Raw genomic sequence first — 25,034 nt, 5'->3', positions numbered from 1 at the left:
GTCAAGCCGCCACGCCATCGGTGGGCGTGCTGGCCTGGGCCATGCGCTGCTGCACCGCGTGCGCCAGCCAGGCCAGCGCGGGCAAGGGCCTGATGAAGACCTCCACGACAACGACACGGCCCTGCGCATCGAACTGCAGGCGGTCGATGCCCCTCACGGCATGGGGCCCAAGATTGCCGTCGAAGCTCAAGGCGAGTTCCCGGCCGCAGTCGCTCCACAAGGCGTCGCCGTAGACAAAGCGGCCATACAGGCTGAACGCGAGGCCGAGCACCATGCCCACGGCGCCCGCGCCGCACAGCGGCTGGTCGTCCAGCGGTGACCGCAGCACCACGTCCGGGTGCAGCAGGCTGGGCATCGCAGCAAAATCACCGGCGTCGAACAGGGCGCGCCACGCAGCCAGGGTGTGGGCTGCGGCGGCGTGCGCGTGGGTGGTGCTGGACTGGGGAGACGTAGGTTCTTGCATGGCTGGTTTTCAGGAGTTGGAAAGAAGCCCGCATGCTCGGGTCGGCGCGTCATCGGCGCAATCACCTCGGAGGTCATAGAACCGCAGCCGACTTGTGCCACCATGCGTCGCCATGTCTTTTGCCGACCCCTCCCCCACCGGCCACCTACCGCCCCGCATCGGCCCGCTGCTGCGGGCGCTTCGTGTGCGCCGGGGGTATAGCCAACTGGCGCTGGCCCTGCACACGGGCGTGTCGCAGCGGCACCTGAGCTGCCTGGAAACCGGCAAGGCCCAGCCGAGCCAGGCCATGCTGCTGGCGCTGATGGATGCGCTGGGGGTACCGCTGGCAGAACGCAACCAGGCCCTGATGGCCGCGGGGTTTGCACCGCATTACCCGCGCAGTGACTGGGATGCCCAGGCGCTGCTGCAGGTGCGAGATGCCCTGCGCCGCCTGCTGAAGGCCCACGAGCCAGCGCCCGCGATGCTGCTCGATGCCCAATGGAACCTGCTGGAGACCAACGCCGCCGTGCCCGCGCTGATGCGGCTCATCGGTTTTGTGCCGGGCCCTGCGACACCGGGCGAGCCCCTGAATTTGCTCGACCTTTTGCTGCGGCCCGACGGGCTGCAGCACTGGCTGATCGACGCCCCGGGTGTGGCCCAGGCCGTGCGGCAGCGCGCCGAAGCAGAGGCACCTTTCAACCCGGCCCTGGCCGCGCGTCTGCAAGCCATGCCTTCGGCCAAACACCGGACCGCCGCCACCCTTGCGGTAACGCCCCGGCCCCATTCGCCGGTGCTGCTGCTTCAACTGCAGTCTGGTGCGGGCGTGCTCAGCTTCATGTCGGCCTACACCACGCTGGGATCGCCGATGGACGTGACGCTGGATTCACTGCGCATCGACCACCTGCTGCCGGCGGACGTCAGTACCCGAGAGGCGCTGGAGCGTGCCCTGGGGTAGCAGGCGGACATTTGCAGGCGGCATTCCGTAGTCCGCGGTTTGCGGCTGCTATATTTTCAATAGCTGCATGCGCCCGACCAGCAAGCGCGAGGGCAGAAAAACAATTCGATAGGACAAGGCGGTGATGTGCCCTAGGTCCAACATGGAAACGCAACTGCCAAATGTCACGAATAGGCAGCGCGCTTTTCAGAGGCTTCGGCGCCGAGCACTGCCGCCCCTTGGCTTGGTGCGGCGCCCCTCCTCTTCACCGACTGAGCAGGCTACTTGATAAGCGCCAGCACATCCTTGAAGGCTGGGTGTTCGCAGCTGCCCAGCCACTCGAAAGCCACCATCTCGGTCGTCACCAGTTCGGCGCCTGCGCCGGCCAGCCGGTCGAAGGCCGCGTCGCGGTTGCGCTCGGTGCGGGAGCCGCAGGCATCGGTCACCACCCAGACGTCGAACTCATCCTCGATGAGTTGCAGCGCCGTCTGCAGCAGGCACACATGGGCTTCACAGCCGGCGATGACGATGGTGCCGCGCTCAGCCTCTTGCTGGGCAGGCTTTTGCAGGTGCTTGGGCAGGCTGCGTGCGTTGCCCCCCTGGGGCCGGGCCGGCGGGCGCAGCCACTCACCCAGGCCTTCTTCGGTGGCGCTGAAATTCATCTTGGCCAGGGTCTTCTGGCACAGGGCGCGCAGCGCGGGGTCGTTGGCGCCCAGGCGCGATGGATTTTGCTCCGTGCCCCACACGGGCACGTCCAGCATCGCCGCGATCTGGGCCAGGCGGCGGGCGTTGGCCAGCACGGCGGGGCCCTCGAAGATGGCGGGCATCAGGCGTTCCTGGTAGTCGACCAGGACGAGTTGGGATTCTGTAGCGTCAAGCAGCATGGGTGTGGGCCACTCGGGGCGGCCGGTTCTCGATGGATGGGCGCATTGTCGCAGCCCTGCCGCACCTTGCGCCTTGTGCTGGCGATGCTGCGGCGCTGACTCTGCCTCCTCGCCCCTTCCAAGGACCGGGCAGCCGGCGCAGCTTCAAGAGGGCTGCAGTCGCACCAAGCGGCCCTGCGGGCTGTCAGTCAGCAGGTACAGCAGGCCGTCCGGCCCCTGCCGCACGTCGCGGATGCGCTCGCCGTTGCCCTGCAGCAGTTTTTCTTCGCGCTGCACCTTGCCCTGCGTCACCTCCAGCCGGTGCAGCGTGCCGAACTTGAGCGATCCGATGAACAGGCTGCCCTTCCAGGCGTCGCCGTAGCGCGTGCTAGTGAGGAAGGCCATGCCCGACGGCGCGATGGAAGGCACCCAGTAGTGCAGCGGCTGCTCCATGCCCGCCTTGGCCGTGCCCTCGCCCATCTTGCCGCCGCCGTAGTTCTCTCCGTACGTGATCACCGGCCAGCCGTAGTTGCGGCCCGGTTGCGGCACGTTGATCTCGTCACCGCCCTGCGGGCCGTGCTCGTGCATCCACAGAGTGCCGTCCGGCGCCAGCGCGGCGCCTTGTGGATTGCGGTGGCCGTAGCTCCATATCTCGGGCAAGGCACTAGCGCGCTGACGAAATGGGTTGTCTGCGGGCACGGCGCCATCGGGCATGATGCGCACGATCTTGCCATGGTGGTTGTCGAGCTTTTGGGCGTCGTCCTTGCGCTGGTAACGCTCGCCCAGTGTCAGGAACAGGTTGCCGTCGGCCGCCTGCACGATACGGCAGCCGAAGTGCAAGGCGCTGTCCACCTTGGGGCGCTGGCTGAAGATCACTTTCACGTCCTGCAGGCTGCGTGCATCGGCCGACAGGGTGGCACGCGCCAGCGCCGTGCTGTTGCCTGAGGCTCCCGCTGCCGCGGGTTCGGAGAAACAAAAGAAGATGCGGCGGTTGCGTGCGAAGTTCGCGTCAGTGATCACATCGAGCAGGCCACCCTGCCCGCTGGCCGCCACCGACGGCACGCCGGCCAGAGCCGGTCCGACCTGCCCTGTCGCCTGGACGACACGCATGCGGCCGGGCCGCTCCGTCACCAGAAATTGCCCGTCGGGTAAAAAAGCAACAGCCCACGGATTGACCAGACCGGTGGCCACCGGGGCCAGCGCCACGGCGGGCGATCCCGTCTGCGCCAAAGCGGTATCCCACCCGCTGGCACCCAAAACTATAGCTGCCAAGGCTTGCGCCGCGGGCCGTGTCAGCCTCAACCACTCGTTTTTCTTGCCATTCATGAACTGACGCTCCTCGCGATGCGGTTGGCTCCAACCGCGAATAACCCTGAATTTAAATCAAGCTTTACCCGCACGCTGCGGAGCAGGCGAAACCGCTCACGGCGCCTTCTCCTACAGCGTAACGGCTGATTTACGTGAACGTAATCAACGGCTTGCAGGGTTGATTATTTCTTATAAGCAAAGGTACGTGTTACCCTCCGTCCCCATGTCCAGATGGCTTTGCATCCTCCTGGTGGCCTGCGCCACCACCGCCCAGGCGGCGCCCCAAGGGGCCAACTCTGACGAGATGGACCGCTTCATTGCGGATAAAGGCCTGCTAACGCGGCTTGAAGACGTCACCCAGCGCGTAGCAGACAAGGCGCACACGGTGGCCGACAACGCTTCGAACCTGGCGATTCACGCCATGGGTTTTCTCGGCGTGCCTTACAAACGTGGCGGTAACAGCGCAGAAACCGGTTTTGACTGCAGCGGCTTTGTGCGCGCCATGTACGAGCAAACGGTAGGCCTGCTGCTACCCCGCCGTGCGGACCAGCAAGCAGCTGCTACCCAGGTCATCGACAAGAAAGACCTGCAGCCTGGCGATCTGGTGTTCTTCAACACCATGCGCCGCAATTTCAGCCACGTGGGCATTTACGTGGGCGACAACAAATTCATCCATTCCCCACGCAGCGGCAGTGAAGTGCGCGTCGAGGACATGGGCGTATCGTACTGGGCCCGCCGCTTCAACGGTGCCCGTCGCGTTGCCACCGAAAATAAGGACGTCGCGTCCGCCAAGTGACCGGCTGCATGGCAAACCGCCAGCCTTGCGCCGCTGGTGTAGGGCGCTGTGCGGCTTCTGGGTTGCGACTGGCATCTGCATTGGACTGGCGAGCGTTACGCGTGATTACCTTTTGATCTCGTAGACCGTCTCGGTACTGCGGATCGGTCCCCCCACCACATTCACGGGTCCGGCAGAAGGATCTCCACGCAGGATGCCTTTGGCCTTGGCCATGTCGGATTGATAGCGTGCGCGGGCCTGTGATTCGCAGCTTTTGCGGTCACCCGCGCCCATGCTGCGGCATTCTTCCAGGCTGACTTTGAGCCCACCGCCCGCTTCGCGGATGGCGGTCTGGTAACGCTGTTGGGGAGTGGCGTCAGCCACCGCGCCGCGGGCGAGCGACGCATCGTCGCCAACTTGCGCGCGGGCAGCGCCTGGGCCGGCCAACGAGGCACCCATAGCCAGTACGGCAACGAACACCAGGGGGAGTGAGCGGGTCTTGAAGGTTCTTTTCATGGTCTTCTCTTCCAGTGCAGACGAGTCAATGTAGGCGCGCCCTCCAAGCTCCACCGCCAGTACCTGCCGCGCTACCATGTCGGACACCTCCCACAGGCCTGCCATGACCTCCACCACCCCTTCGCCCACGGCACCGGACACGCCGCACGACAAAAACTACCTGCGACGCCTGCTGTCGCAGCGCAACCAGCAGCCTGATACCGCTTCCGAGGTGGACGCGGCCATCGAAGCGGCCTTCGTGCGCGACGTGGGCATTCTGGTGCTGGACATGTGCGGCTTCTCGCGCATCACCGCCCGGCACGGCATCATCCACTTCCTGGGCATGATCCACCAGATGGAGCAGGCCGCACGCCCTGCCATCGAGGGCAACGGCGGCGTGGTCATCAAGCAGGAGGCCGACAACCTGTTTGCGGTGTTCTCGAGCGCCGAGCACGCACTGGAGGCTGCGCTGGACACCCTGCGCGCACTGGAGGCGATGAACGCAGTGCTGCCGCCCGAACGCGCGCTGGCTGTCAGCGCCGGCATCGGGTATGGGCCGACCCTGGTGATCGCCCATGAGGACCTCTACGGCCCCGAGATGAACTGTGCGTGCAAGCTGGGCGAAGACATTGCCGGCCCCGGCGAAATCCTGCTCACCCAGGCCGCCCACGCGGCCCTGCCCGCCGGCCGTTATGACTGTGCGGCGGGCCAGCACGAGATTTCAGGGCTGGCCCTGCCCTCGCACCGGTTCGAGCGGTGCCTGTACGACAGGCCGCTCGCCCGCACCTAGCCTTCACCCCGCAAGCTGCGGGCTCAATGCCGGGACGTTTATAAAGCCTGTTGTCCGACAGGTCCCGCGCAGCCCCATCCCTACATTCATCCTCAACGGACATAACTAAAGGGGATGATCATGACGGCACTGATAGGGACACTGCTGGTGGGCTTGGTCGTGGGGTTGCTGGCACGCGCCTTCAAGCCTGGGCGGGACCACCTTGGCTGGATCATGACCGCGCTGCTGGGCGTGGTGGGGGCGTTTCTGGCGACGTACGTGGGACTGGCCATGGGCTGGTACGAACAGGGCGAGGCTGCGGGCTGGATCGCCTCGGTGATCGGCGCCATGATGCTGCTGGCACTGTTCGGGCTGGTCAGAAACAAGTTTTGATCGCACCTCCAAGCCATAACCCGCCCCCCACCACAGGCGCATACGCACAGTTTTATATAGGCAACGCACACATGCCCACCTCCTTTCAGATGGCCGCCGGCAATCCGGCCCTGCAGGCCGCCGTACAGCGCAGCCGCCAGTTGTTGCACCGTCGCGCCCTGGTGGCTGCGGCGGCCAGTGCCATGCCCATACCCGGACTCGACTGGGCAGTGGACGCCGCCCTGCTCTCGCGCCTGCTGCCCCAGATCAATACCGAGTTCGGCCTGTCGGCCCAGCAGATCGACCAGCTCGACCCGCAAAAGCGCGAACAGGTGCAAAAGGCGGTGAGCCTGGTCGGCTCGGTGCTGATCGGCAAACTGGTGACGCGCGAACTGGTGCTGCGCGCGACCCAGAGCGTGGGCATGCGCTTGACCACCAAGCAGGTGGCCAAGTACGTGCCGCTGGCGGGGCAGGCGGTAGCCGCTGGCATCGGATATGCCACGCTGCGCTTTCTGGGCGAGCAGCATCTGCGCGACTGCGTGCGCGTGGTGCAGGAGGCCCAACTGCAACTGCCCGCGCCCGCATCCCCTTCCAAACCACGCAAATAGCGCGGTAGAGCAAGCGTAAGGCGGTAAGGCGGTTGCAGAGCTGCGCCCCAGAGCCAAGCCCGGAGCGCAATCATCCAACCCAACCGCCGCTGTGCGGCCTACTCCGCCGAGCAGACGAAGCTACTGGCGTCTTCCACATTGCCCGACCCCTTGTACTTGGCGAATTGCGGGTAGGCACACAGCGGCCGGGTGCGGTTGGGCATGTCGGTGTTGGTGGGTAGCGCCTTGGCGGCGATGGTGTCGGGCGCCACGCCCTTCTCCACCCAATCCACCATGGCCTGAATCGAATCGAAGTTGTCCGTGGCCGGGCCACCGGAGCAGTGGTTCATGCCGGGGACCAGGAAGGTGCGCGCAAAACCCTTCGTGGCGGCGATACCGCCGTTGTTGGCCGCCAAACGTTCGTAGTAGTCCATGGTGTCGTTTGCCGAGAAGATCGGGTCTGACATGCCGTGGATGAACAGCATCTTGCCGCCGCGCTGCTTGAAGGCCGCGAGCTTGTCGTCCCGGTAGGTGTCATAGATGGCCGAATACGCCTCCATGCGGGCCGGGTCGGTGTCGAAGTTGAACGTCAGCGGGTTGAACGTGAGGTCCGGCGGGGTGAAGAACTCGTTGACCAGGGCGTCCACCATCAGCGTGATGTAGCGCGCATCCGGTGTGGCAGTGGTGGAGCTGCCCAGCGTCCAGGTGCGCCAGCCGGGGGCGGCCAGGCCCGGGTCCCACGGCTGGCCGGCATACAGCGCCTGGCCTGCCGAGTTGCGCGGGCCAGCGAACACGCTCTTGAGCGCACCCACCTGGGCGCTGCTCAGGCAGTCGGCACCCTTGGCGCCGCTGCACTGCAGCACGGCCGGGTCGAACTGGCAGGCCTTGACGTTGCTCACCAGGCCATCGGCCACACCGTCTGCGGCATCGCACGATGCTTTGACGCCGTTGGCCACCAGGTTGAGGTCCGCATTGCTGAAGGCTTGCGACAGGATGCGCTTGCCTGCGCCGTCCTGCGGGGCGATGGCGTTGAACTGGATGGTGTTCCACATCGCCGCCACCGTCGCGCCGCTCGATACCCGCATGGCCGGCGCGCCCGCAGTGATGGCGTCGAAATAGTCCGGGAACCGCTGCGAGAACATCATGCCCTGCCGCCCGCCGCCGGAGCAGCCCGAAAAGTACGAGTGGTCGGGCTTGCGTCCGTAACGCGTGGCGATCAGCGACTTGGCGGCCACGGCCGTCTTGTCGTAGGAGTTGTAGGCATGGTCGATACGGGCCTGCGGGTCGGCGCCGAAGCTGGCCGACGTGCCGCTGTGGCCCGCATCGGTGGACACCACCGCGAACCCCTGGCCCAGCGGGGACGGGGTTCCGACCGAAATGCTGGAGCTAAGCGACGTGTCGCGCAGGATGCCGTCGTTGCCGCCGCCGCCGATGAACAGGAAGCGCCCGTTCCAGTTGTCCGGCATGCTCAGCTGAAAACCGATGGCGTAGTTCTTGCCATCCACGCCCACACGCGGGTTGATGGCACCGGTGACCACGCAGTGGCCCGGCAAAAAGCTGCCGGTGGCGGCGCCGCCGGGGCGCTTGGTGTCTGCGGCCACGTAGCTGGTGGTGAGCGAGGTGGCGGCCAAGCCGGCCTTGGCCGGCAGTTCGGCGCAGGCCGCGGCCGGCGTGGCCTGCTGCGCCGACGCATCGCCGTTGCCGCCGCCGCACGCAGCCATCAGCAAGGGCATGGCGAGAGCGGCCGGCATGACTTTGCGGCGCAATCCGGATGAGCGCGCACTGTGGGCAGCGGGCGGCAGGGCCCGCAAGGCATGGGCAAAAGGCATGGCGTTTGTCTCCTGAGGTTGTCGTGGTGTCGCCGAGGGCACGGCTGCGCCCAGGCTCCCGCCGCCTGCTTTCGCAGATGCAGGTCTTGTGGAAATGAATTGGCAGGTGCTGAGCGGCGTCAACTGCTCAACCCTTCAACCGCCCGGCGGCTCGATGGCCCCGCAGCGCCGTAGGCAGTCTGTCAATCTGCCTTGAAGCCCGTGGCAGCCACGGCCTTGCCCCAGGTCACGGTGTCGGCCGCGATGGTGCGGGCAAAGTCCTGCTGGCTGGTGCCCGTCACGCGAAAGCCGGCCTCTTCCATCTTGGCCTTGCCTTCGGGCGACTGCACCGCCTTGACGATGTCGGCATTGAGCTTGGCAATGATCTCCGGCGGCGTCTTGGCCGGCGCCACGATGCCGAACCACGACGAGAACTCCAGGTTGGCGTAGCCCTGTTCCTTGATGGTGGGTACGTCCGGCAGCGTGTTGGTGCGGGTGGCGCCCGTGGTGCCCAGCGCGGCCAGCTTGCCGGCCTTCACGTTGGGGGCGGCCAGGCCCACGCTGGCGAACACGCCCTGGACGTCACCGCTGAAAAGGCCGCCCAATGCATCGGCCGTGTTCTTGTAGTGCACCGGCTCTGGCTTGAGCTTGACCGCATCGCCGAACATGAAGGCGCCAAAGTGCCCGGGCGTGCCCGCGCCGAAGGTGGCGAGGAACAGGCCCTTTTGCTGCTTGGTCCAGTCGACGAACTCCTTCACGTTGCGCGCCGGCACCTTTTGCGGGTTGACCAGCAGCACGAAGTCGGAGGTGACCACCTGGCTCACGGCCGTGAAGTCCTTGGCCGGGTCGTAGGGCAGCTTGTTGTAGCTGCTGGGGGCAATGCTGAGCTGGCCCGTTTCGCCCAGCATCAGCGTGTAGCCGTCGGGCACGGCGCGCGCGGCTTCGCTGGCGGCGATCAGGCCGCCGGCGCCGGGCTTGTTGTCCACGATCACGCCGGCATTGCCCCAGCCTTCGGACAGCTTTTGCGCCAGCAGGCGCGCCACGATGTCCGGCCCGGTGCCGGCCGGAAAGCCCACGATGATGCGCACCGGCTTGTTCGGGTAGGTAGCAGCCCCCTGCGCATGGGCGCCGGCCCAGGGCATGAGCCCGGCCAGCAAGGCGGCGGCCACGAGGGCGCGGAGGGGTGTGGTGGTCAGGGAGGAACGAGGCTGGGCGGTGGTCTTCATGGTTGTCTCCAGAAATTCTTGTGGGTCGGTCAGGGTCAAAAAACGCAAAGGCAAACGGTGGGTGGGTTCAACACGGGCAGCCGCCGGCTACCGCAGCTCGAAAAAGCGCATCGCCACGGCGTCCGGGTAGCGCGCGCCGGTGCCGACGAACATGCGCTCGGCGATCCAGGCCAGCGCCGGGGACGCGGTCTCGAAGCTCGGGCTGCAGCGGAAATAGATCTGCGCCGGGTCCACCGGCTCGCCGCGCACCAGGCGGGCGATCAGCTCGGCCGGGCCGGAGCGCACCGCCCGGTTCTGCACATAGATGAGATCGCCGCCATCTGTCTCCAGCACGTAGCGTGCGTCCAGCTCCGACAGCCGGTCGTTCACGATGAGCTGAAAATCCGCGCCACCGGGCAGCACCCGGGCGCTCCAGCCGTCGCCGGTGGCACTGCCGCCCAGGATGGGGATCAGCCGGCGCAGCCCGTGCACGGTGTGGCCCACCTCCTGCGGGGTGCCGACCTCCACGCGCAGGTCGGCAAAAAATCGGAATTGCGGGTCGGGCAAGGGGATGAGGTCAGACATGGGCCCTAGCGTAAGTCCCGTTGCCAAGCATGCCTGTCATCCCAGAGGATGACGGGATAACCCGACTGTCCGGCGGCGGCTGGCCCGGCGGTTTTGACGCACACTTCCCGATTTCAGCCGGCATCACCTCCCCCATTCAGACTTTCCCATGCGGCAGTGGCTCCCCCCTTCCTCGCAGACAGCGCCCGGCCGGCAGGTGCTGCACAGTGCCGCGAGCCAGACGCTCGCCGGCATGGTGCACCGCCTGGGCGACAACGGCTTTGCACCGGGCCTGCTGCAGGACCTGGAGCCGGTGTTGCCTGCGGCGTCCTGGTCGGTGTACCGCACGGGCCACCGCTGCAAGCCCACGCTCTTCATGTCGGCCAGCCGGGGCGTACCGGACACCACGCAGGACTGCTGGTGGGCGTACCTGTCGGGCCCGTACCGCAGCGACCGCACCTGGGGACGCTCGTTCGACGAGGCGCCGTTCGCCCAGCCCGAAACCCGCCTGTGCCATGTGACCGCCACCGAGGTCGAGGGCGAGCACCGCGCCCGTGTGTACGAGGCCCATGGCGTGGCCGAGCGCGTATCGGTGGTCGAATACGAAAGCGATGGCTCGGTTTTCGCCGTCAACTTCTACCGCCACCAGCACCAGCGCGCGTTCAGCGACCGGCAGATCGCAGCCTTCGAATCCGTCGCGCCCGTGCTGCTGGCGCTCACCCGCAAGCACATCCTGCTGTCGCACGCCTGTGCGCCCTCTTCGCCCATGCTGTGGCTGGAGGGGCCGGGCGGCAGCCCGCTGGCCCCTGGGCACGATCAGCCCGGCCCGCACGCCGCCCCGGCCCTGCCGGCGGCCGACGCGGCGCTCGGTCCGCTGGCTGCAGACGCGCTGCCAGCGCTGCGCATGCGCCTGATGCGGCTGCAGGCCGAGCTGACCGACCGCGAGCTCGATGTCTGCGCCCGGCTGCTGCAGGGCATGACGCACGAGGGCATCGCGAGCGACCTGGGCCTGAGCGTGCCCACCGTCAAGACCTACCGCAACCGCGCCTTCGCACGCCTGGGCATCCACTTTCGCAACGAGCTGTTTGCGCGGGTGCTGGGCGGCTGAAGCGCCCCACCGGCGCGAGGGTCGCAGACCGATGGCCTGCACCTCCACAATGAACCGGCACGGCCACAGGCCCGCCCCCACACCAGCAGGTACCCCGGCGCGCCCGGCCTGAGCCCGCCCGGCACGGCACAATCGGCGGCCTATGCCCGCCGCAGGCCCAGTCGCCGCCCACCCCGAACCGCCCCGCTCCAACCGCGACGCCCTGATCGCCGCCTGGGCCCGCGCGCTGCGCCAGCGCGCCGATGCCGCCGCGCTGCAGGCACTGGCTCCGCTGACCGATGCCGAGGCCGCGCGCGTGATGGCACTGCTGCGCGAGGGAACTGCAGACGGAGCCCCTCCAGCCGCCGCAACCGCCGCCCCGTCCGCGCCCACCCCGCCGGCATCGGGCCTGGTGCCGGGGCACTTTCGCCCGCGCATCACCCTCATGACACTGGGCCGGGGCGACGGACTGCTGGGCATGGCACCCCAGGGCAAACTGGGCCCGCGTGGCGAGAACGTGACCCTGGCGCAGATCGACTGGACCTACCGCACCGACAGCGGAGCCCGCTGGGAGACCGCGGCGCCCACCTCGGTGCTCAACGCCCGCCCTGCCCCCGTTCAGGACCTGTACGACACCGGCGGCCCCGTGGTGCGCATGCAACGCAGCCTGGCGGCCGAGGCCGACGCCATGGACCGGGTGTGGGACCTGGGCCTGGTGCCCGTGGACCCCAAGCACCTGCAATGGCGCCACCGCGAAGCCGCCGCCACGCTGGGCCCCGTGTGGACCCTGCCGCAGGAGGCGCACTTCGGCGACTTCTGGGCCGACCAGATCCCGCCGTTGCGCGCCGAAGGCTGGAGCGTGGTGGTGCGCCCTGGCTTCGCGCACGAAAGCGTGCCCGTGCAGCGCTGGAAGCTCGTCATCGCCCCGGACACCGGCGAGCTGCTGGCCCGGGAAGTCGACGGCCCGCTGGGCCCACGCGAGCGCCCGGTGCAAAAGCTGCACCTGCCCGACCGCGAAGGCGCCTGGCTGCTGAGCCTGGGGATCGAGATCGACGGCGTCATGCTGGACCTGGCGCCCATGCTGGCCGACCTGCTGCGCCGCGACGTGCGCTGGCTCAACGCGCGGCAGATGGCGGCCATCGACGACATCGCCGTCATCTCGCTGCGCGCGCCCGGCGGGCGGCGCATCGACGCGCCCGCCGGCCCGCTCAAGGCCATCGTGGGCGCCATGGTGGACCTGCTCACCGACCCCACGCGCAAACAACTGCAGGACGGCGACCCGCTGCGCCTGGGCGCCTGGGAGACACGCCGCATCGAGGCGCTGCGCGCAGGGCTGGTGCAGGCGCACCGCGTGGGCACGGTCAACGGGTGGGACAACAGCTGGCAACTGCAGGGCGACCGGGGCCTGGCGCACCTGGCCCGGCGGCTGCGCCGCATCGGTGCGCCGCAGCCCGTGGACGCCCCCGCCGGGCTGCAGATACAGCTGCGCCCCTACCAGCTCGAAGGCCTGGCGTGGCTGCAGTACCTGCGGGCCCAGGGCCTGGGCGGCATCCTGGCGGACGACATGGGGCTGGGCAAGACGGCACAAGCCCTGGCCCATGTGCTGGCCGAAAAAGATGCCGGCCGACTCGTCCGCCCCGCCCTGGTGGTGGTGCCCACGTCGCTGCTCTTCAACTGGCAGGCCGAAGCCGCGCGCATGGCGCCCAGCCTGCGCGTGCTGAGCCTGCACGGGCCTGACCGGGGCCGGCGGTTCCTGCAAATCGCGCAGCACGACCTGGTGCTGACCACCTATCCCTTGCTCTGGCGCGACGTCGATGCCCTCGCGGCCGGGCCTTTTCATCTGCTCATCCTGGACGAAGCCCAGATGGTCAAGAACGCCGGCAGCCGCAGCGCCCGGGCGCTGCGCAAGCTGCAGGCGCCGCACCTGCTGTGCCTGACCGGCACCCCGCTGGAGAACCACCTGGGCGAGCTGTGGGCGCAGTTCGACTTTCTGATGCCCGGCTTTCTGGGCGATGTGCGCAGCTTCAACGCCCGCTGGCGCAAGCCCATCGAGGAGAACGGCGAAACCCTGCGTGCCCAGCTGCTGGCCCAGCGCGTGCGGCCCTTCATCCTGCGCCGGCGCAAGCAGGACGTGGCCACCGAGCTGCCGCCGCGCACCGAGGTCATCCAGCGCGTGCAACTGCAGGGCAAACAGCGCGAGCTGTACGAAGCCGTGCGCACCACGGCCGACAAGCAGGTGCGCCGCGCGCTGGAGCGCCAGAGCTTCGAAGGCTCGCAGATCACCATCCTGGATGCGCTGCTCAAGCTGCGCCAGGTGTGCTGCGATCCGCACCTGGTCAAAGGCGCCACCGTCCACCCCGGCACCGAGCGCGCCAAGCTCGACCTGCTGGCCGACATGCTGCCCGCGCTGGTCGATGAAGGCCGCCGCGTGCTGGTGTTCTCGCAGTTCACCGAACTGCTGATGCTGGCCGCCGAACGTCTGGATGCGCTGGCCCTGCCCTACGCCACGCTCACCGGCCAGACGCCGCCCGGCCAGCGCGGCGCCGTGGTCCAGCGCTTTCAGGCCCAGGACGCGGCGAGTGCGCCCATCCTGCTGGTCAGCCTCAAGGCCGGCGGCACGGGCCTGAACCTCACCGCGGCAGACACCGTCATCCACTTCGACCCCTGGTGGAACCCTGCCGTGGAAGAACAGGCCACCGCCCGGGCCCACCGCATCGGGCAGGACCAGCCGGTGTTCGTCTACAAGCTGGTGGTGGAAGGCAGCATCGAAGAGCGCATGCTGGAGCTGCAGGCCCGCAAGGCGGCCCTGGCCGAAGGCGTGCTGGGGCATGACGAAGCCGGCGCGGTGAAATTCAGCGAGGCCGACCTGACGGCACTGCTGGCGCCGCTGGCCGAGCCGGCCAACAACCCGCTGGCCATTCCGGGTGAGGATGCGCGGCGGTGGGGCGGCACGGGCAAGCGCCGGCCCAGGCCCCTGCAGCCGCCTGAAAACGAATAAAAAGTGCCTCTACCGCTGGATAGGAAAGCGCTAGCAGCTATCAAATAAGTAGCACATCCCCGCAGTGCACACCAACACAGCGCAGCACCCGGCGCCAGGCGGTCTATGGCTTTCGCAACCTGCGCTCTCGCCGGATCGTGCAGACCGACAAGCGCAGCAACAGCAGCCCGCCGGCACCGGTGAACACCACCGTCACCAGGTCCCACAGCAGCGAACCCACGCGCAGGCTGCGGTCCGCCACCGATTCCGCCGGTTTGTCAGGGTTGACCCACACCTGTATCGGCGCCCCCGTGCGCTGCGCGGCCTGCCACTGCGCCACCAGCTGCTCGTGATAGCGGCGCCCGCCGTCGCCAGCGGTGTCGATCACCGCGCGCTGGCCGGTGTAGTGCGTGCCGTCCACGATGTAGCGATGGCGCACCAGGGCCTGGTAGTAGGTGCCGCCACGCGCCGTGCCACCCTGGTGCAACCGCGCGGACTCCACCTGCGCTGGCACCGCTTGCCAGTGGCGCATGCGAGACCAGTCCACCAGCGTGGGGCCCACGCCGAAGAACAGCAAGCCCAGGCTGGTGGCCAGCAGCATCAAGGCGACCACCGCCAGCGCGACCTGCGACCACATCCCCGAACCGATGGGTCGCGCGTTGGCGCCACCGGGCGGTGTGTCGCGTCGGCGCTGCCGTTTGCGCGTGCTGGACTTGCCCACTACGCAGTGACCCTGGCAGCATCGCTGCGCGATACGGTCGGCGGCGCGGTGGCAATGGAAACAACAAGGCGGACAAACGCGGTGCGAGGTGGCATGGGTGACTGTTGCCCGCCAGCGTGTGACAGGCTGTGGACGGTGACGATGGAAACGGAAAGACGGCATGAAGTCTAGAACCATCCGCCGCAGTGGCGCAGAATTCAAAAGCAGACTTCGGAGTGCGCCCCGCACACCCCGTCCCTAGAGTGCATGGCATCGCAACCAATTTGTGAGCCATCCACCATGCAGATGAACACCCTAGCCACCCACCGCCCCGCCATGCCCCGCACCCCGACCTCTCGCCAGGCCGACCAGGCCGCACACGCAGCGGCCACCCAGGCCGACCCGCGCTGGGCAGCGGTGGTGGCGCGCGACGCCCAGGCCGACGGCAGTTTCTGGTACTCGGTGCAGACCACCGGCGTGTATTGCCGCCCCAGCTGTGCAGCGCGCACGCCCCGGCCCGAGAACGTGCGGTTCCATGCCAGCTGTGCCGACGCGGAAGGCGCCGGGTTTCGCCCCTGCCAGCGCTGCAGGCCCCGGCAGCCCACGGCGCTGGCCCACCATGCGGCGCTGGTGACCGACGCCTGCCGCACCATCGACAACGCCGCAGCCGACGGTGCGCCCTCTGTGGATGCGCTGGCAGCCAGCGCGGGCCTGAGCCCATCGCACTTTCACCGCATCTTCAAGCAGGCCACAGGCCTCACGCCCAAGGCCTATGCCGCCGCCCGGCGCGAGCAGCGCGTGCGCAGCGCGCTGGAGCAACCGGCCGACTCGGTCACCGACGCCATCTACAGCGCGGGCTACCAGTCCAGCAGCCGCTTCTATGAAAAGTCGCACCAGGTGCTGGGCATGACACCCACGCACTATCGAGCGGGCGGAGCCACGCAGCGCATCCGCTTTGCGGTGGCGCAGTGCTCGCTGGGCGCAATCGTGGTGGCGCACAGCGGCCAGGGCCTGTGCGCCATCCTGCTCGGCGACGACCCCGACGCCTTGGTCCGCGACCTGCAGGACCGCTTCGCCCAGGCCCAGCTGGTGGGCGGCGATACCGACTTCGAAGCGCTGGTCGCCCAGGTGGTGGGCTTTGTCGAGGCCCCCGGCGTGGGCCTGGCCTTGCCGCTGGACGTGCAGGGTACCGCCTTCCAGCAGCGGGTGTGGCAGGCGCTGCGCACCATCCCGGCCGGGCAGACCGCCAGCTATGCCGAGATCGCCCAGCGCATCGGCGCGCCCACCGCCACGCGCGCCGTGGCACAGGCCTGCGGCGCCAATGCGCTGGCCGTGGCCATCCCCTGCCACCGGGTGGTGCGGAGCGACGGCGCGTTGTCGGGCTACCGCTGGGGCGTGGAGCGCAAGCGCGTGCTGCTGGAACGCGAGGCCGAGGCCGCAGCCCCAGCAGCCACAAAGAAGGCAGCAGCATGAGCGCACTGCCCCGCACCCCGACGACAAGCCCGAGCCAGGGCACCTGGCCTCGTCGCACTGCCGCCATCGACTGGGCCCAGGCCACCGACGACCTGCACACCCAGGGCCACGCGGTGCTGCAGCAACTGCTCGGCCCCGATGAGTGCATGGCGCTGGCCGGGCTGTACCGCCAGGCCGGCCCGCCCGTGTTCCGCAGCCGCGTCGTCATGCAGCGCCACGGTTTCGGCCTGGGCGAATACCAGTACTTCAGCTACCCGCTGCCGGACGTGGTGGCCGGGCTGCGCGATGCGCTGTACCCGCACCTGCAGCCCATCGCCAACCACTGGAACGCCGCCATGGGCATCGAGGTGCGCTACCCCGCGCGGCATGCCGACTTCATTGCGCGCTGCCATGCGGCCGGCCAGTTGCGCCCCACACCGCTGCTGCTGCAGTACGCGCCCGGCGACTACAACTGCCTGCACCAGGATCTGTACGGCGAGCATGTGTTTCCGCTGCAGGTCGCCATCCTGCTGTCCGAGCCCGGTCGGGACTTCACCGGGGGCGAGTTCGTGCTGACCGAACAACGCCCCCGCATGCAGTCGCGCGCCGAGGTGGTGCCCCTGCGCCAGGGCGATGCCGTGGCGTTCGCCGTGCACCACCGCCCGGTGCAGGGCACGCGGGGCGTGTACCGAGTGAACCTGCGGCACGGTGTGAGCCGTGTGCGGTCAGGGCAGCGGCACACGGCGGGGATCATCTTTCATGATGCTGAATAAACTTTCTCCCCCTGAGTCGCCTGCGGCGCCTTCCCCCTCTCTCGCTGCGCGGGAGGGGGACGCACCCGGTGGCCTGGCAGAGCCAGTTCCACGGGTGCACTGGCCTCGGCCGCGCCAGTTGCTGCGACCGCGTGTTGGCGCAACGGCAGGGATTTGCACACGATGACACTGGATCTGTTCGAACATTTGCCAACACCCCACGAGCCCGAATTGCTGGAGCCGGGTGCCGTGGTGCTGCGCGGCTTTGCCTTGGAGCAGGCGGCCGAGCTGCTGCACGCCGTCGACGCCATTGCGGGCAGCGCGCCCTTCAGGCACCTCATCACGCCCGGCGGCAAGCGCATGTCGGTCGCCATGACCAATTGCGGACCTTTGGGGTGGATCAGCGATCGCAGCGGGTACCGGTATGGCCCTGTGGACCCAGACACCGGCAAGCGCTGGCCGCCCATGCCCGCTGCATTTCGGCAATTGGCCCTCAATGCCGCCGATGCAGCGGGCTACCCCGGCTTTACGCCCGACGCCTGCCTCATCAACCGCTACGAGCCCGGCACGCGGCTGTCGCTGCACCAGGACCGCGACGAGGGCAACTACGACCACCCCATCGTGTCCGTCTCGCTCGGCATTCCGGCGGTCTTCCTGTGGGGCGGCGCAGCGCGCGCCGACCAGGCCCGGCGCGTGGGCCTGTGGCATGGCGACGTGGTGGTGTGGGGCGGGCCGGCGCGGCTGCGGTTCCATGGCGTATTACCGCTGGCCGTGGGGGAGCATGCGATGACGGGGCCGGTGCGCATCAACCTCACCTTTCGCAAGGCCGGCTGACAGACCACAGATTGCGCTCGCCCCGCCGGTGCGGCCATCGCTCCATCCAAGCATCCCATAGACCAGCACAGCCAAACTCTGCGAGATCGATTTTTTGGGCGATGGTCTGGTGCTCACCCAGATCGGCAATCTTGCGTTTGTACAAGCGCACGGCGCCTCTAAACAGCATATTTCTGTGCTCAGCATCCCCTGCGAAGAATAAATGCATAGTTTTAATTTGAATTATGCACAAATCTATATCGTTTCTGTTCGTTGCAGCTGGTCAAACTTACTCTCGCTATAGTTCCCAATCGTCTCTTGATGATAGCAATATCGAAGTCGAGATACCGCCTTTTCATCAACATGAAATAGCTTGGGAAACTGATAAATGATGTACTTCTACAAAGATAAAAATGGGCATCCAGTCTATTCAGACCGAATGCCATCTCCAAACGAAACAACTTCACCGGTCACCGTCACATTGAACGGTATCGTGGTAAAAACAGAGTCTGCACCCAAAAGCCCGCATGATGAAGCCAAGGGATACATTGCCGATGCACGCAAGCATATTCCAAAAACAATTGCCTACATTGACTACGTAGAGTACTTAAGAAAAAATAATCCCGTACGCTATCATCAATATATGATGGATATTAAAAAGAATGACCCAAAAACCTTTGTCAAGTTGACGCAAGCCCGTATTTTTCAGCCCCTTCAGCCACACCAGCGGCTCTCCAATATGCTGGATGCTGGTACGTCAGTTTTGGGTGATCTGTTTGCAGGCCGCTCCAGCACAGGGACGGCTGCTACGTACGCCGAAAAAACCTTGACAGACTACATGAAGAAAGATGGCTTCATTCCTGGCAGTGTCTTGGGAAACAAGGCAACAACCTTGCCTGAAAAGATACCCACCTACAGCAATACGCGCCTGGGGCAATGGTCACAAAAAGAGAGTGAGAGACTCGCAAAGGCATCCAAGGCAGCGCAGACGGCTGTTTCTGGGCGGCCTGTGTTAACTTCTGCAGGTACGGCTGCCACACGAGTTGGGGGACCCGTATTGGACGCGATGATTGGTGCGCTGGAGCCCTCTGCATACGCCGGGTTCTCAGCGCTTCTCGGTACTGCAGCCATAGAAAAAGATCTTCAAAAAAAAGGGATAATTCTTTGGCCCGAGGAAAAGTATTATTTAACTCGACATTTGGCTGGCAAAGATTGGGAAGCCGCCAGAAATATTATCAAGGAAGCTGCAGTCCGCCGACAAAGCGAATTAACGGGATAAAAATGAAAAAGAGAAAACTAGTTTACTTATTCTTTTGCCTATTTTTTTCGTTGAATTTCTCATCTTATGCAAAAGAATTTTCACCAGAAATGAAGTCTTTGTGTAAGGCAGCGGAAACTACACCCTTTGTGCCGCTGCCCACATCAACAGCATCTCCCAATCCGCACCCCCTTTACCACGCCATTGAAATGGGCGCAGATGCTTCAACAATAGCGTCAATCCTGTCAGGCAATGATCCGGACAAGATCGTAGTTCCACCTGGCATCACTCCCCTCATCGCAGCCTCGGCTGTCGGCAATTGGCCTGCTGCAAAATTTTTGATAGATATCGGATCAAACATAAATATCAGAAGGGCAGATATTTCAATTACTCCACTGGAGGCAGCCCTCATCACCTCAAAGTACTCCATTGCATGCAAATTGATTCAAAATCATGCAAAGTTTCCCACCTCAAAAACAGATAGAAATAGAATATTCAGTACTGCTCAGCTATCTACATTCTCTCCACAGGAGGATGCGGCCATTTTTGTCGAATACATGATTGAAAATGGATTTGATGTAAACAGCATGGGCAATCCTTTGGCAACCCCTCTGATGGGGGCAGTTTCTCTTTCAAACATACCCGTCATTAAAGTGCTTTTAAAACACGGCGCACGTCTTGATATTTCAAAAAAAAATGGTTTGACAGTTTGGGATATGGCAAAAAAGAAAAACAATCCCGAAGTTATTGAACTATTGACGGCAGCGAAGGAAAAACAGAATTCCACAAAAGCAAGAAATGGAAAAAATCGGAAATAAAGAATTGCTTTGGGTTATTGATATTTCATACCAGATCACTGCATTGATTTAAAGCGCTATCCACTCATCATGGCCGGAGCGGTTCTTCAAGAGTTTTTGCTGCTAATGCTCAGCGGGGCAATGAAGTCGTCACGTTCGCGCGCTGGCTCTTTATCTGGCTATTTTTGTGCTCTACCGCTGGATGGACAAGCGCCAGCAGCTATGCATTCAATAGCCCTCAGGCGTCCACGCCGCCTCGGGGCCAGAAGCGCACCGTCGCCCATGCGGCCCCGGCTTTGCCAAAATGCCGCCATGACCACGCCCACCGCCCCACTTGGCCGCACGCCGCACTACTGGCTCATGAAGTCCGAGCCCGAAGAATGCTCCATCGACGACGCCCTGGCCGCCCCGGCCGCCACAGTGCCGTGGACCGGCGTGCGCAACTACCAGGCCCGCAACTTCATGCGTGACGACATGCAGGTGGGCGACGGCGTACTGTTCTACCACTCGAGCTGCCCCGAACCCGGCATCGTCGGCATCGCGCGCGTGGCCTCGGGCACGCGGCCGGACCCGACCCAGTTCGACCCCGCATCGCCCTACCACGACCCCAAGTCACCCGCAGACAAGCCGCGCTGGCTGCTGCTGGACGTGCAGGCGGTGAAGAAGACGCGGCTGATGCCCCTGGCTGAAATGCGGGAGCACCCCGCCTTGACCGAGATGCGCGTGCTGCAAAAGGGAAGCCGCCTGTCCATCACGCCCGTCGCCCCGGCCGAGTGGGCGGCCATCGTCAGCGCCTTGCAGGCGGGCTGACGGGGCTCATCGCTTTCGCAATACTGCCGCATCGCTGCGGTATCGCTCTCCAGGGCAGCCATACCGCAGCAACGGCCACCGCCCCACGGCCCGGTCGCGGCCCACACACTCACCCCCGCCGCCGGGGCATGAGCTCTCGCGGCGCCATGTCGCCCGACGCTGCGGACTGCAGCAGCTTGCGGAACGAAGGGCACTCCATGTGGCTCGGCGCCGTGCACACGGCGGCATGGCGCAGGCTGGCGCTCATGGCTTCCAGGCGCCGCACCATCTCATCGATCTGGTCCGCCTTGGCCGTCAGCATGGCGCGATCGATGTCGGGCTGGCCGTCGCTCGCAAACATGGTGGCGATCTCGTCCAGCGAGAAACCCGCCACGCGCCCCAGCGCGATCAAAGCGAGCTGATCGAGCACCCGCGCGTCGAACAGCCGCCGCAGGCCGTGGCGGCCGGTGGAGGCTATCAAACCCTTTTCTTCGTAGTACCGCAGAGCGGACGCGGCCACGCCCGAGCGCCTGGCGACTTCGCCGATGTCGATCACAAAAAACCTCTTGACTTCAAGTTGACTTGAATTCGTACAGTACCCAGACACCGGTGCTCAGTCAACTGTGAAAGAAACGAGGAACCTATGAATGAATGGACCCACGAGGCGCTGCGCGTGCTGTGGATCGGCGTCGGCGCGACCGCAGTGATGGACGTGTGGCTGGCAGTGATCAGGCAGTTGGGCGTGCCCACGCAGCCGTTCGCGCTGATAGGGCGCTGGGCGGGGCATCTGCTGCGCGGACGGTGGTTTCACGACGCCATTGCCCAGTCCACGCCGGTGCGTGGTGAGCGCGTGGCGGGCTGGGTCGTGCACTACGCCGTCGGCATTGGGTTTGCGGCCCTGGCGGTGCTGGTGAACGGCCGCGGCTGGGCTGCAGAGCCCACGCTGCTGCCGGCGCTGGCCATCGGCATTGCCACCGTGGTGGCGCCATGGTTTGTGATGCAGCCCGCCATGGGCAGCGGCATCGCGGCGTCCCGCACTGCCACGCCGTGGCGCAACCGGCTGCGTAGCCTGGCCAACCACACGGTGTTCGGCCTGGGCCTGTACCTCGCCTCCTGGGCGTGGAGCCGCTGCGTTGCGGCCTGACCCTTTTTCGCCTATCCCTGTTTTTGAATGGAGCTTTTGACATGACGACAAGCAAGAAGATCGCGGTGGTGTTCCACAGCGCCCACGGCCACACCGAGCACATCGCCCAGCACGTGGCGCACGGGGCACGCTGCGTGCACGGCACGCAGGTGCAATTGATCGAGGCCGCCAGCCTGACCCCGGCACCAGAAGCGCTGCAAGAATTCGACGGCCTGGTGTGGGGGTCGCCCACCTACCTGGGCGGCGTGTCGGGCGTGTTCAAGACCTTCATGGACGCGACCGGCGGACTGTGGCGCCGCCAACAGCTGCAGGGCCGGCTGGCGGCGGGTTTTACCGTGTCGTCGCTGCCGGCGGGCGACAAGCAGTCCACGCTGCTGTCGATGTTCGTGTTCTCCATGCAGCACGGGATGGTCTGGGTGGGCAACCCCATCCTGCCCGAGCAGCACAGCGGCACGCCGTATGACGAAGCGGCCAACCGGCTGGGCTCCTGGTCGGGTCTGATGGCGCAGGCGGGGCATGCGTCTGCACCCAATGCCTTCGCGCCCGGCGACATCAAGACGGCCCACCTGTTCGGGCAGAACTTTGCGCGCAAAGTGCACGGCTTTGCGCCGCACATCGCGCAGGGCCAAGTCACTGCCGAGGCCGCAGCATGATCCCGCAGCGCTTTGCGCCCGTGCTGTTCGGCTTCATCCTGTCGGGCCTGATGTCGCTGCTGGTGTCGGGCATCTCCACCCTGCACGCGCGCGGCTGGTCGGCCGGGTTCGTCAGCGTGTGGGGTGGGGCCTGGCTCACGGCATGGGCTTTTGCGGGCCCTTGCGTGCTGGTGGCGGCTCCGCTGGCGCGGCGCTGGGTTGCGCGGCTTACGTCGCCGTAGCGGTCACGGTCACAGGCTCTGGCGCCACCAGGTCGGGCGCGCGGTACACCAGCACCTTGAGCGACCGGTCTGCATCGGCGTCGGCAAACACGGCCGGGTTGGCCACGCGCTCCACAAAGGCGAGCTCCGGCGCCAACTCGCGCATCTGGTCCTGCAGAAATGCCGCGCCCAGCTCCGGCGCATTCAGGCACAGCAGCGCGTGGCCGCCCGGCGCCAGCAGATCGGGCAGGCGGCGCATCAGGCGCGCATAGTCCTTGGTCGCCACGAAGCTGCCCTTCTGGTAGCTGGGCGGGTCCACGATGACCAAGCCATAGGGCCCACCGCGCGTGATCTTGCCCCAGCTGCTGAAGATGTCGTGCGGCAAAAACGCGGCGCCGGTGGTGATGCCGTTGAGCTGGTGGTTCTGCTGCCCGATGCCGATGGCCCCATGGCTCATGTCCACGTTGACCACCTGCCGGGCGCCCGCCTGCAACGCCACCACCGAAAACGCGCAGGTGTACGCAAACAGGTTCAGCACCTTGAGGCCGTAGCGGTCTGCGCTGCGCGCGGCCGCGTAGTCGTGCACCCAGCGGCGGCCCTCGGCCATGTCGAGGAACAGGCCGTGGTTCTGGCCGCGCAGCACATGCACCCGGTAGCGCGCACCCGCCTCGGTCACCGTGTGGGGGTCGGGCACGGCGCCGGCCATCAGGCGGGTCTCGCTGCGGCCCTGCATGCGCAGGGCCTCGCCCCGGTGCTGGAACACCCAGTTGAGCGGCTCGCCAGCCGGGGCGATCTGCGCCCAGCGTGCCTGCAGGGCCGCGCCGATGGCGGCCAGCTCTTCTTCGGTCGCGGGCGCAAAGCTGGTCAGCACGAAGACCGGCGGGTAAGCATCCATCGCCCATTGTTCGCAGCCGGGGTGCAAACCGCCGCGGCCATGAAAGACGCGCCCGGCTTCGGTCGGCAGGGGCATGGAGGCAATGGCGTCGAGCAGGGCTTGCATGGGAGCGTTGAGGTGAGGAACAACCGGGGAGATGATAAAAACAGCCGCTACCGCTGGATGGATGCGCGCGGACAGCTACGGAATCAATAGCACCGGATTATCGCGCGCGGGGCGGTGGTGCAGGCGTGCACTCGGCGGTTTCCCTTCACTCGCGATTCAGCATCCACCTACAGCCACCGTCATCGACCAGTGCGACGATGTTCGGCCGTGACCAAAGCTCAAACCAATGGGCTATCGATCGCCCACCCAAGGCCTGGCAGCAAATGCCATTACATTCGCTGCCAAGGCATGGCACGGCCTCAACTTCAGCCAAAGACCTCAACCAAGGAACCTCATGTTTTCAATCATCGGAACCATCATCGTCGGCTTCATCGTGGGACTGATCGCGCGGGCCCTGAAGCCGGGCGACGACAAGCTGGGCTTGATCATGACCACGTTGCTGGGCATCGCAGGGGCGTTTGTCGCGCGCTATGTAGGTGTGGCGATGGGCTGGTATGCACCCGAAGCGCCGGTGGGCTGGATCGCATCGATCATCGGCGCCATCGTGCTGCTGGTGATCTACGGGCTGATCAAGAAGAAGGCCTGACCTTCGGCAGGGGCTGTGGGCTGCAATGGGTGGGCAGCGCCCTGAAAGCGGAGCACCGCGACCCCACCGCGAGTTTCCCCACCTGATTCCCTCGCGCGTCCCTACCCCGCCGCGCTCTGCAGCATCAACGCCACATGCTGCAGCAGCATCACCGTCTTGCCATCCTCGATGGCACCGGTGCCAATGCCAGCCAGGGCTTCGGCCAGCGGCATCTCGATGACCTCGATGTCCTCCCCTTCGTCGGCCAGCCCGCCCCCGCTGCGGATGCGGTCTGCCGGCTCGTATTCGGCCACGAAGAAGTGGAGCTTTTCAGTGACGGAGCCCGGGCTCATGTAGGCCTCGAACACCTTGCGCGGCTGGCGCACGCGGTAGCCGGTTTCTTCCTCGGCTTCGCGGCGGATGCAGGTTTCGGGGTCGTCACCGTCGAGCAGGCCCGCGCAGGTCTCGACCAGAATGCCATCGGCGCTGCCGTTCAGAAACGCCGGCAGGCGGAACTGGCGCGTCAGCACCACCATTTGCCGGCGCGGGTCGAACAGCAGCAGCGCCGCGCCATTGCCCCGGTCATACGCTTCGCGGCTCAAGGTCTGCCACTGGCCGTCACTGCGGCGCAGGTCGAAGGTGACCTTGCGCAGCGTGTACCAGTGGTCGGACAGGATATCCACCGCCAATAGCTTGACCTGATCGGTGCTGGCCGGCACCGGGGC

The 25,034-nt window shown here is 66.1% G+C and carries 28 protein-coding genes; 17 read left to right on the top strand and 11 right to left on the bottom strand.

Going from position 1 to position 25,034, the window contains the following annotated elements; all coding sequences use genetic code 11:
- Nucleotide 1: 1 nt before the first annotated feature.
- Nucleotides 2-463, bottom strand: a complete 462-nt coding sequence (locus ASF16_RS16045; protein ID WP_056169025.1) for a hypothetical protein — start codon at nucleotides 461-463, stop codon at nucleotides 2-4.
- 112 nt (nucleotides 464-575) lie between these two features.
- On the opposite strand from ASF16_RS16045, the gene ASF16_RS16040 reads away from it, so the two are divergent.
- Nucleotides 576-1,397, top strand: a complete 822-nt coding sequence (locus ASF16_RS16040; RefSeq protein ID WP_056169023.1) for a helix-turn-helix domain-containing protein — start codon at nucleotides 576-578, stop codon at nucleotides 1,395-1,397.
- A gap of 260 nt (nucleotides 1,398-1,657) precedes the next feature.
- On the opposite strand, the gene ASF16_RS16035 is transcribed toward ASF16_RS16040, so the two are convergent.
- Together ASF16_RS16035 and ASF16_RS16030 are read right to left on the bottom strand one after the other, a co-directional pair.
- Nucleotides 1,658-2,260 (bottom strand): isochorismatase family protein, encoded by a 603-nt coding sequence (locus ASF16_RS16035; protein WP_056169020.1) that lies wholly within the window; start codon nucleotides 2,258-2,260, stop codon nucleotides 1,658-1,660.
- Between the two features lie 144 nt (nucleotides 2,261-2,404).
- Entirely contained in the window at nucleotides 2,405-3,565 is a 1,161-nt protein-coding gene (locus ASF16_RS16030) for a PQQ-dependent sugar dehydrogenase (protein ID WP_082516961.1), read from the bottom strand.
- A 205-nt stretch (nucleotides 3,566-3,770) separates the two neighbouring features.
- Here ASF16_RS16030 and ASF16_RS16025 point away from each other — a divergent pair, with 205 nt between their 5' ends.
- The gene (locus tag ASF16_RS16025; RefSeq protein WP_056169017.1) at nucleotides 3,771-4,343 is read left to right on the top strand and encodes a C40 family peptidase; all 573 of its coding nucleotides are present in this window, start codon (nucleotides 3,771-3,773) and stop codon (nucleotides 4,341-4,343) included.
- A gap of 105 nt (nucleotides 4,344-4,448) precedes the next feature.
- Here ASF16_RS16025 and ASF16_RS16020 read toward each other — a convergent pair whose 3' ends face one another.
- Nucleotides 4,449-4,838 (bottom strand): hypothetical protein, encoded by a 390-nt coding sequence (locus ASF16_RS16020; protein WP_056169395.1) that lies wholly within the window; start codon nucleotides 4,836-4,838, stop codon nucleotides 4,449-4,451.
- Between the two features lie 103 nt (nucleotides 4,839-4,941).
- Here ASF16_RS16020 and ASF16_RS16015 point away from each other — a divergent pair, with 103 nt between their 5' ends.
- The 3 genes from ASF16_RS16015 to ASF16_RS16005 all read left to right on the top strand — a co-directional run bounded on the left by ASF16_RS16015 (nucleotide 4,942) and on the right by ASF16_RS16005 (nucleotide 6,566).
- Nucleotides 4,942-5,607, top strand: a complete 666-nt coding sequence (locus ASF16_RS16015; RefSeq protein WP_056169014.1) for an adenylate/guanylate cyclase domain-containing protein — start codon at nucleotides 4,942-4,944, stop codon at nucleotides 5,605-5,607.
- A gap of 120 nt (nucleotides 5,608-5,727) precedes the next feature.
- Complete coding sequence (locus ASF16_RS16010; RefSeq protein WP_056169392.1) at nucleotides 5,728-5,979, top strand: GlsB/YeaQ/YmgE family stress response membrane protein; 252 nt, start codon at nucleotides 5,728-5,730, stop codon at nucleotides 5,977-5,979.
- Between the two features lie 71 nt (nucleotides 5,980-6,050).
- Nucleotides 6,051-6,566 carry a hypothetical protein gene (locus ASF16_RS16005; RefSeq protein ID WP_056169011.1) on the top strand — a complete coding sequence of 172 codons (516 nt, stop codon included), beginning with the start codon at nucleotides 6,051-6,053 and terminating at the stop codon, nucleotides 6,564-6,566.
- A gap of 98 nt (nucleotides 6,567-6,664) precedes the next feature.
- Here ASF16_RS16005 and ASF16_RS16000 read toward each other — a convergent pair whose 3' ends face one another.
- The 3 genes from ASF16_RS16000 to ASF16_RS15990 form a co-directional block, all read right to left on the bottom strand.
- Entirely contained in the window at nucleotides 6,665-8,374 is a 1,710-nt protein-coding gene (locus tag ASF16_RS16000) for a DUF6351 family protein (protein WP_082516960.1), read from the bottom strand.
- Between the two features lie 182 nt (nucleotides 8,375-8,556).
- Nucleotides 8,557-9,579: a tripartite tricarboxylate transporter substrate binding protein gene (locus ASF16_RS15995; RefSeq protein WP_056169006.1), complete on the bottom strand. Its 1,023-nt coding sequence runs from the start codon at nucleotides 9,577-9,579 to the stop codon at nucleotides 8,557-8,559.
- Between the two features lie 87 nt (nucleotides 9,580-9,666).
- Complete coding sequence (locus ASF16_RS15990) at nucleotides 9,667-10,143, bottom strand: DUF3237 domain-containing protein (RefSeq protein WP_056169004.1); 477 nt, start codon at nucleotides 10,141-10,143, stop codon at nucleotides 9,667-9,669.
- 148 nt (nucleotides 10,144-10,291) lie between these two features.
- Here ASF16_RS15990 and ASF16_RS15985 point away from each other — a divergent pair, with 148 nt between their 5' ends.
- On the top strand, nucleotides 10,292-11,230 hold the full coding sequence (locus ASF16_RS15985; protein ID WP_200926909.1) for a helix-turn-helix transcriptional regulator: 939 nt from the start codon (nucleotides 10,292-10,294) through the stop codon (nucleotides 11,228-11,230).
- Nucleotides 11,231-11,372: 142 nt separating this feature from the next.
- Complete coding sequence (locus tag ASF16_RS15980; RefSeq protein WP_056169002.1) at nucleotides 11,373-14,207, top strand: DEAD/DEAH box helicase; 2,835 nt, start codon at nucleotides 11,373-11,375, stop codon at nucleotides 14,205-14,207.
- Between the two features lie 103 nt (nucleotides 14,208-14,310).
- On the opposite strand, the gene ASF16_RS26485 is transcribed toward ASF16_RS15980, so the two are convergent.
- Complete coding sequence (locus ASF16_RS26485; RefSeq protein ID WP_056168999.1) at nucleotides 14,311-14,823, bottom strand: DUF3592 domain-containing protein; 513 nt, start codon at nucleotides 14,821-14,823, stop codon at nucleotides 14,311-14,313.
- A gap of 399 nt (nucleotides 14,824-15,222) precedes the next feature.
- Between ASF16_RS26485 and ada the strand changes: the two genes are divergently transcribed.
- The 6 genes from ada (at nucleotide 15,223) to ASF16_RS15955 (ending at nucleotide 20,768) form a co-directional block, all read left to right on the top strand.
- Nucleotides 15,223-16,359 (top strand): bifunctional DNA-binding transcriptional regulator/O6-methylguanine-DNA methyltransferase Ada, encoded by a 1,137-nt coding sequence (gene ada, locus ASF16_RS15970; RefSeq protein ID WP_056169385.1) that lies wholly within the window; start codon nucleotides 15,223-15,225, stop codon nucleotides 16,357-16,359.
- A complete protein-coding gene (locus ASF16_RS15965; protein WP_056168996.1) occupies nucleotides 16,356-17,111 on the top strand; it encodes a 2OG-Fe(II) oxygenase in 756 nt (251 codons plus the stop codon). Before ada ends, ASF16_RS15965 begins: the two co-directional genes overlap by 4 nt.
- A gap of 162 nt (nucleotides 17,112-17,273) precedes the next feature.
- Nucleotides 17,274-17,924: a DNA oxidative demethylase AlkB gene (gene alkB, locus ASF16_RS15960; protein ID WP_056168993.1), complete on the top strand. Its 651-nt coding sequence runs from the start codon at nucleotides 17,274-17,276 to the stop codon at nucleotides 17,922-17,924.
- A 367-nt stretch (nucleotides 17,925-18,291) separates the two neighbouring features.
- Nucleotides 18,292-19,182, top strand: a complete 891-nt coding sequence (locus ASF16_RS26225) for a hypothetical protein (protein ID WP_156372090.1) — start codon at nucleotides 18,292-18,294, stop codon at nucleotides 19,180-19,182.
- 2 nt (nucleotides 19,183-19,184) lie between these two features.
- Entirely contained in the window at nucleotides 19,185-19,979 is a 795-nt protein-coding gene (locus ASF16_RS26220) for an ankyrin repeat domain-containing protein (RefSeq protein ID WP_156372089.1), read from the top strand.
- A gap of 291 nt (nucleotides 19,980-20,270) precedes the next feature.
- Entirely contained in the window at nucleotides 20,271-20,768 is a 498-nt protein-coding gene (locus tag ASF16_RS15955) for an EVE domain-containing protein (protein WP_056168988.1), read from the top strand.
- 109 nt (nucleotides 20,769-20,877) lie between these two features.
- Here ASF16_RS15955 and ASF16_RS15950 read toward each other — a convergent pair whose 3' ends face one another.
- Nucleotides 20,878-21,303 carry a helix-turn-helix domain-containing protein gene (locus ASF16_RS15950; protein WP_056168984.1) on the bottom strand — a complete coding sequence of 142 codons (426 nt, stop codon included), beginning with the start codon at nucleotides 21,301-21,303 and terminating at the stop codon, nucleotides 20,878-20,880.
- A gap of 87 nt (nucleotides 21,304-21,390) precedes the next feature.
- Between ASF16_RS15950 and ASF16_RS15945 the strand changes: the two genes are divergently transcribed.
- Genes ASF16_RS15945 through ASF16_RS15935 form a run of 3 tightly spaced genes read left to right on the top strand, consistent with a single transcriptional unit; the run spans nucleotide 21,391 to nucleotide 22,765 of the window.
- Nucleotides 21,391-21,891: a DUF2938 domain-containing protein gene (locus ASF16_RS15945; protein WP_056168981.1), complete on the top strand. Its 501-nt coding sequence runs from the start codon at nucleotides 21,391-21,393 to the stop codon at nucleotides 21,889-21,891.
- A gap of 41 nt (nucleotides 21,892-21,932) precedes the next feature.
- Nucleotides 21,933-22,544, top strand: a complete 612-nt coding sequence (locus ASF16_RS15940) for a flavodoxin family protein (protein WP_056168978.1) — start codon at nucleotides 21,933-21,935, stop codon at nucleotides 22,542-22,544.
- Nucleotides 22,541-22,765, top strand: a complete 225-nt coding sequence (locus ASF16_RS15935; protein ID WP_056168975.1) for a DUF2798 domain-containing protein — start codon at nucleotides 22,541-22,543, stop codon at nucleotides 22,763-22,765. Before ASF16_RS15940 ends, ASF16_RS15935 begins: the two co-directional genes overlap by 4 nt.
- Here ASF16_RS15935 and ASF16_RS15930 read toward each other — a convergent pair.
- The gene (locus ASF16_RS15930; protein WP_056168971.1) at nucleotides 22,752-23,744 is read right to left on the bottom strand and encodes a class I SAM-dependent methyltransferase; all 993 of its coding nucleotides are present in this window, start codon (nucleotides 23,742-23,744) and stop codon (nucleotides 22,752-22,754) included. The genes ASF16_RS15935 and ASF16_RS15930 overlap by 14 nt on opposite strands.
- 334 nt (nucleotides 23,745-24,078) lie before the next feature.
- Between ASF16_RS15930 and ASF16_RS15925 the strand changes: the two genes are divergently transcribed.
- Nucleotides 24,079-24,330, top strand: a complete 252-nt coding sequence (locus tag ASF16_RS15925; RefSeq protein WP_056168968.1) for a GlsB/YeaQ/YmgE family stress response membrane protein — start codon at nucleotides 24,079-24,081, stop codon at nucleotides 24,328-24,330.
- 101 nt (nucleotides 24,331-24,431) lie between these two features.
- On the opposite strand, the gene ASF16_RS15920 is transcribed toward ASF16_RS15925, so the two are convergent.
- Complete coding sequence (locus tag ASF16_RS15920; protein ID WP_056169382.1) at nucleotides 24,432-25,028, bottom strand: NUDIX domain-containing protein; 597 nt, start codon at nucleotides 25,026-25,028, stop codon at nucleotides 24,432-24,434.
- Between the last annotated feature and the right edge of the window lie 6 nt (nucleotides 25,029-25,034).

This window comes from Acidovorax sp. Leaf78, assembly GCF_001422735.1.
Lineage (GTDB): Bacteria > Pseudomonadota > Gammaproteobacteria > Burkholderiales > Burkholderiaceae_C > Acidovorax.
The sequence above is the reverse complement of the archived record's forward strand: the minus strand, read 5'-3'. Positions and strand labels throughout refer to the sequence as shown.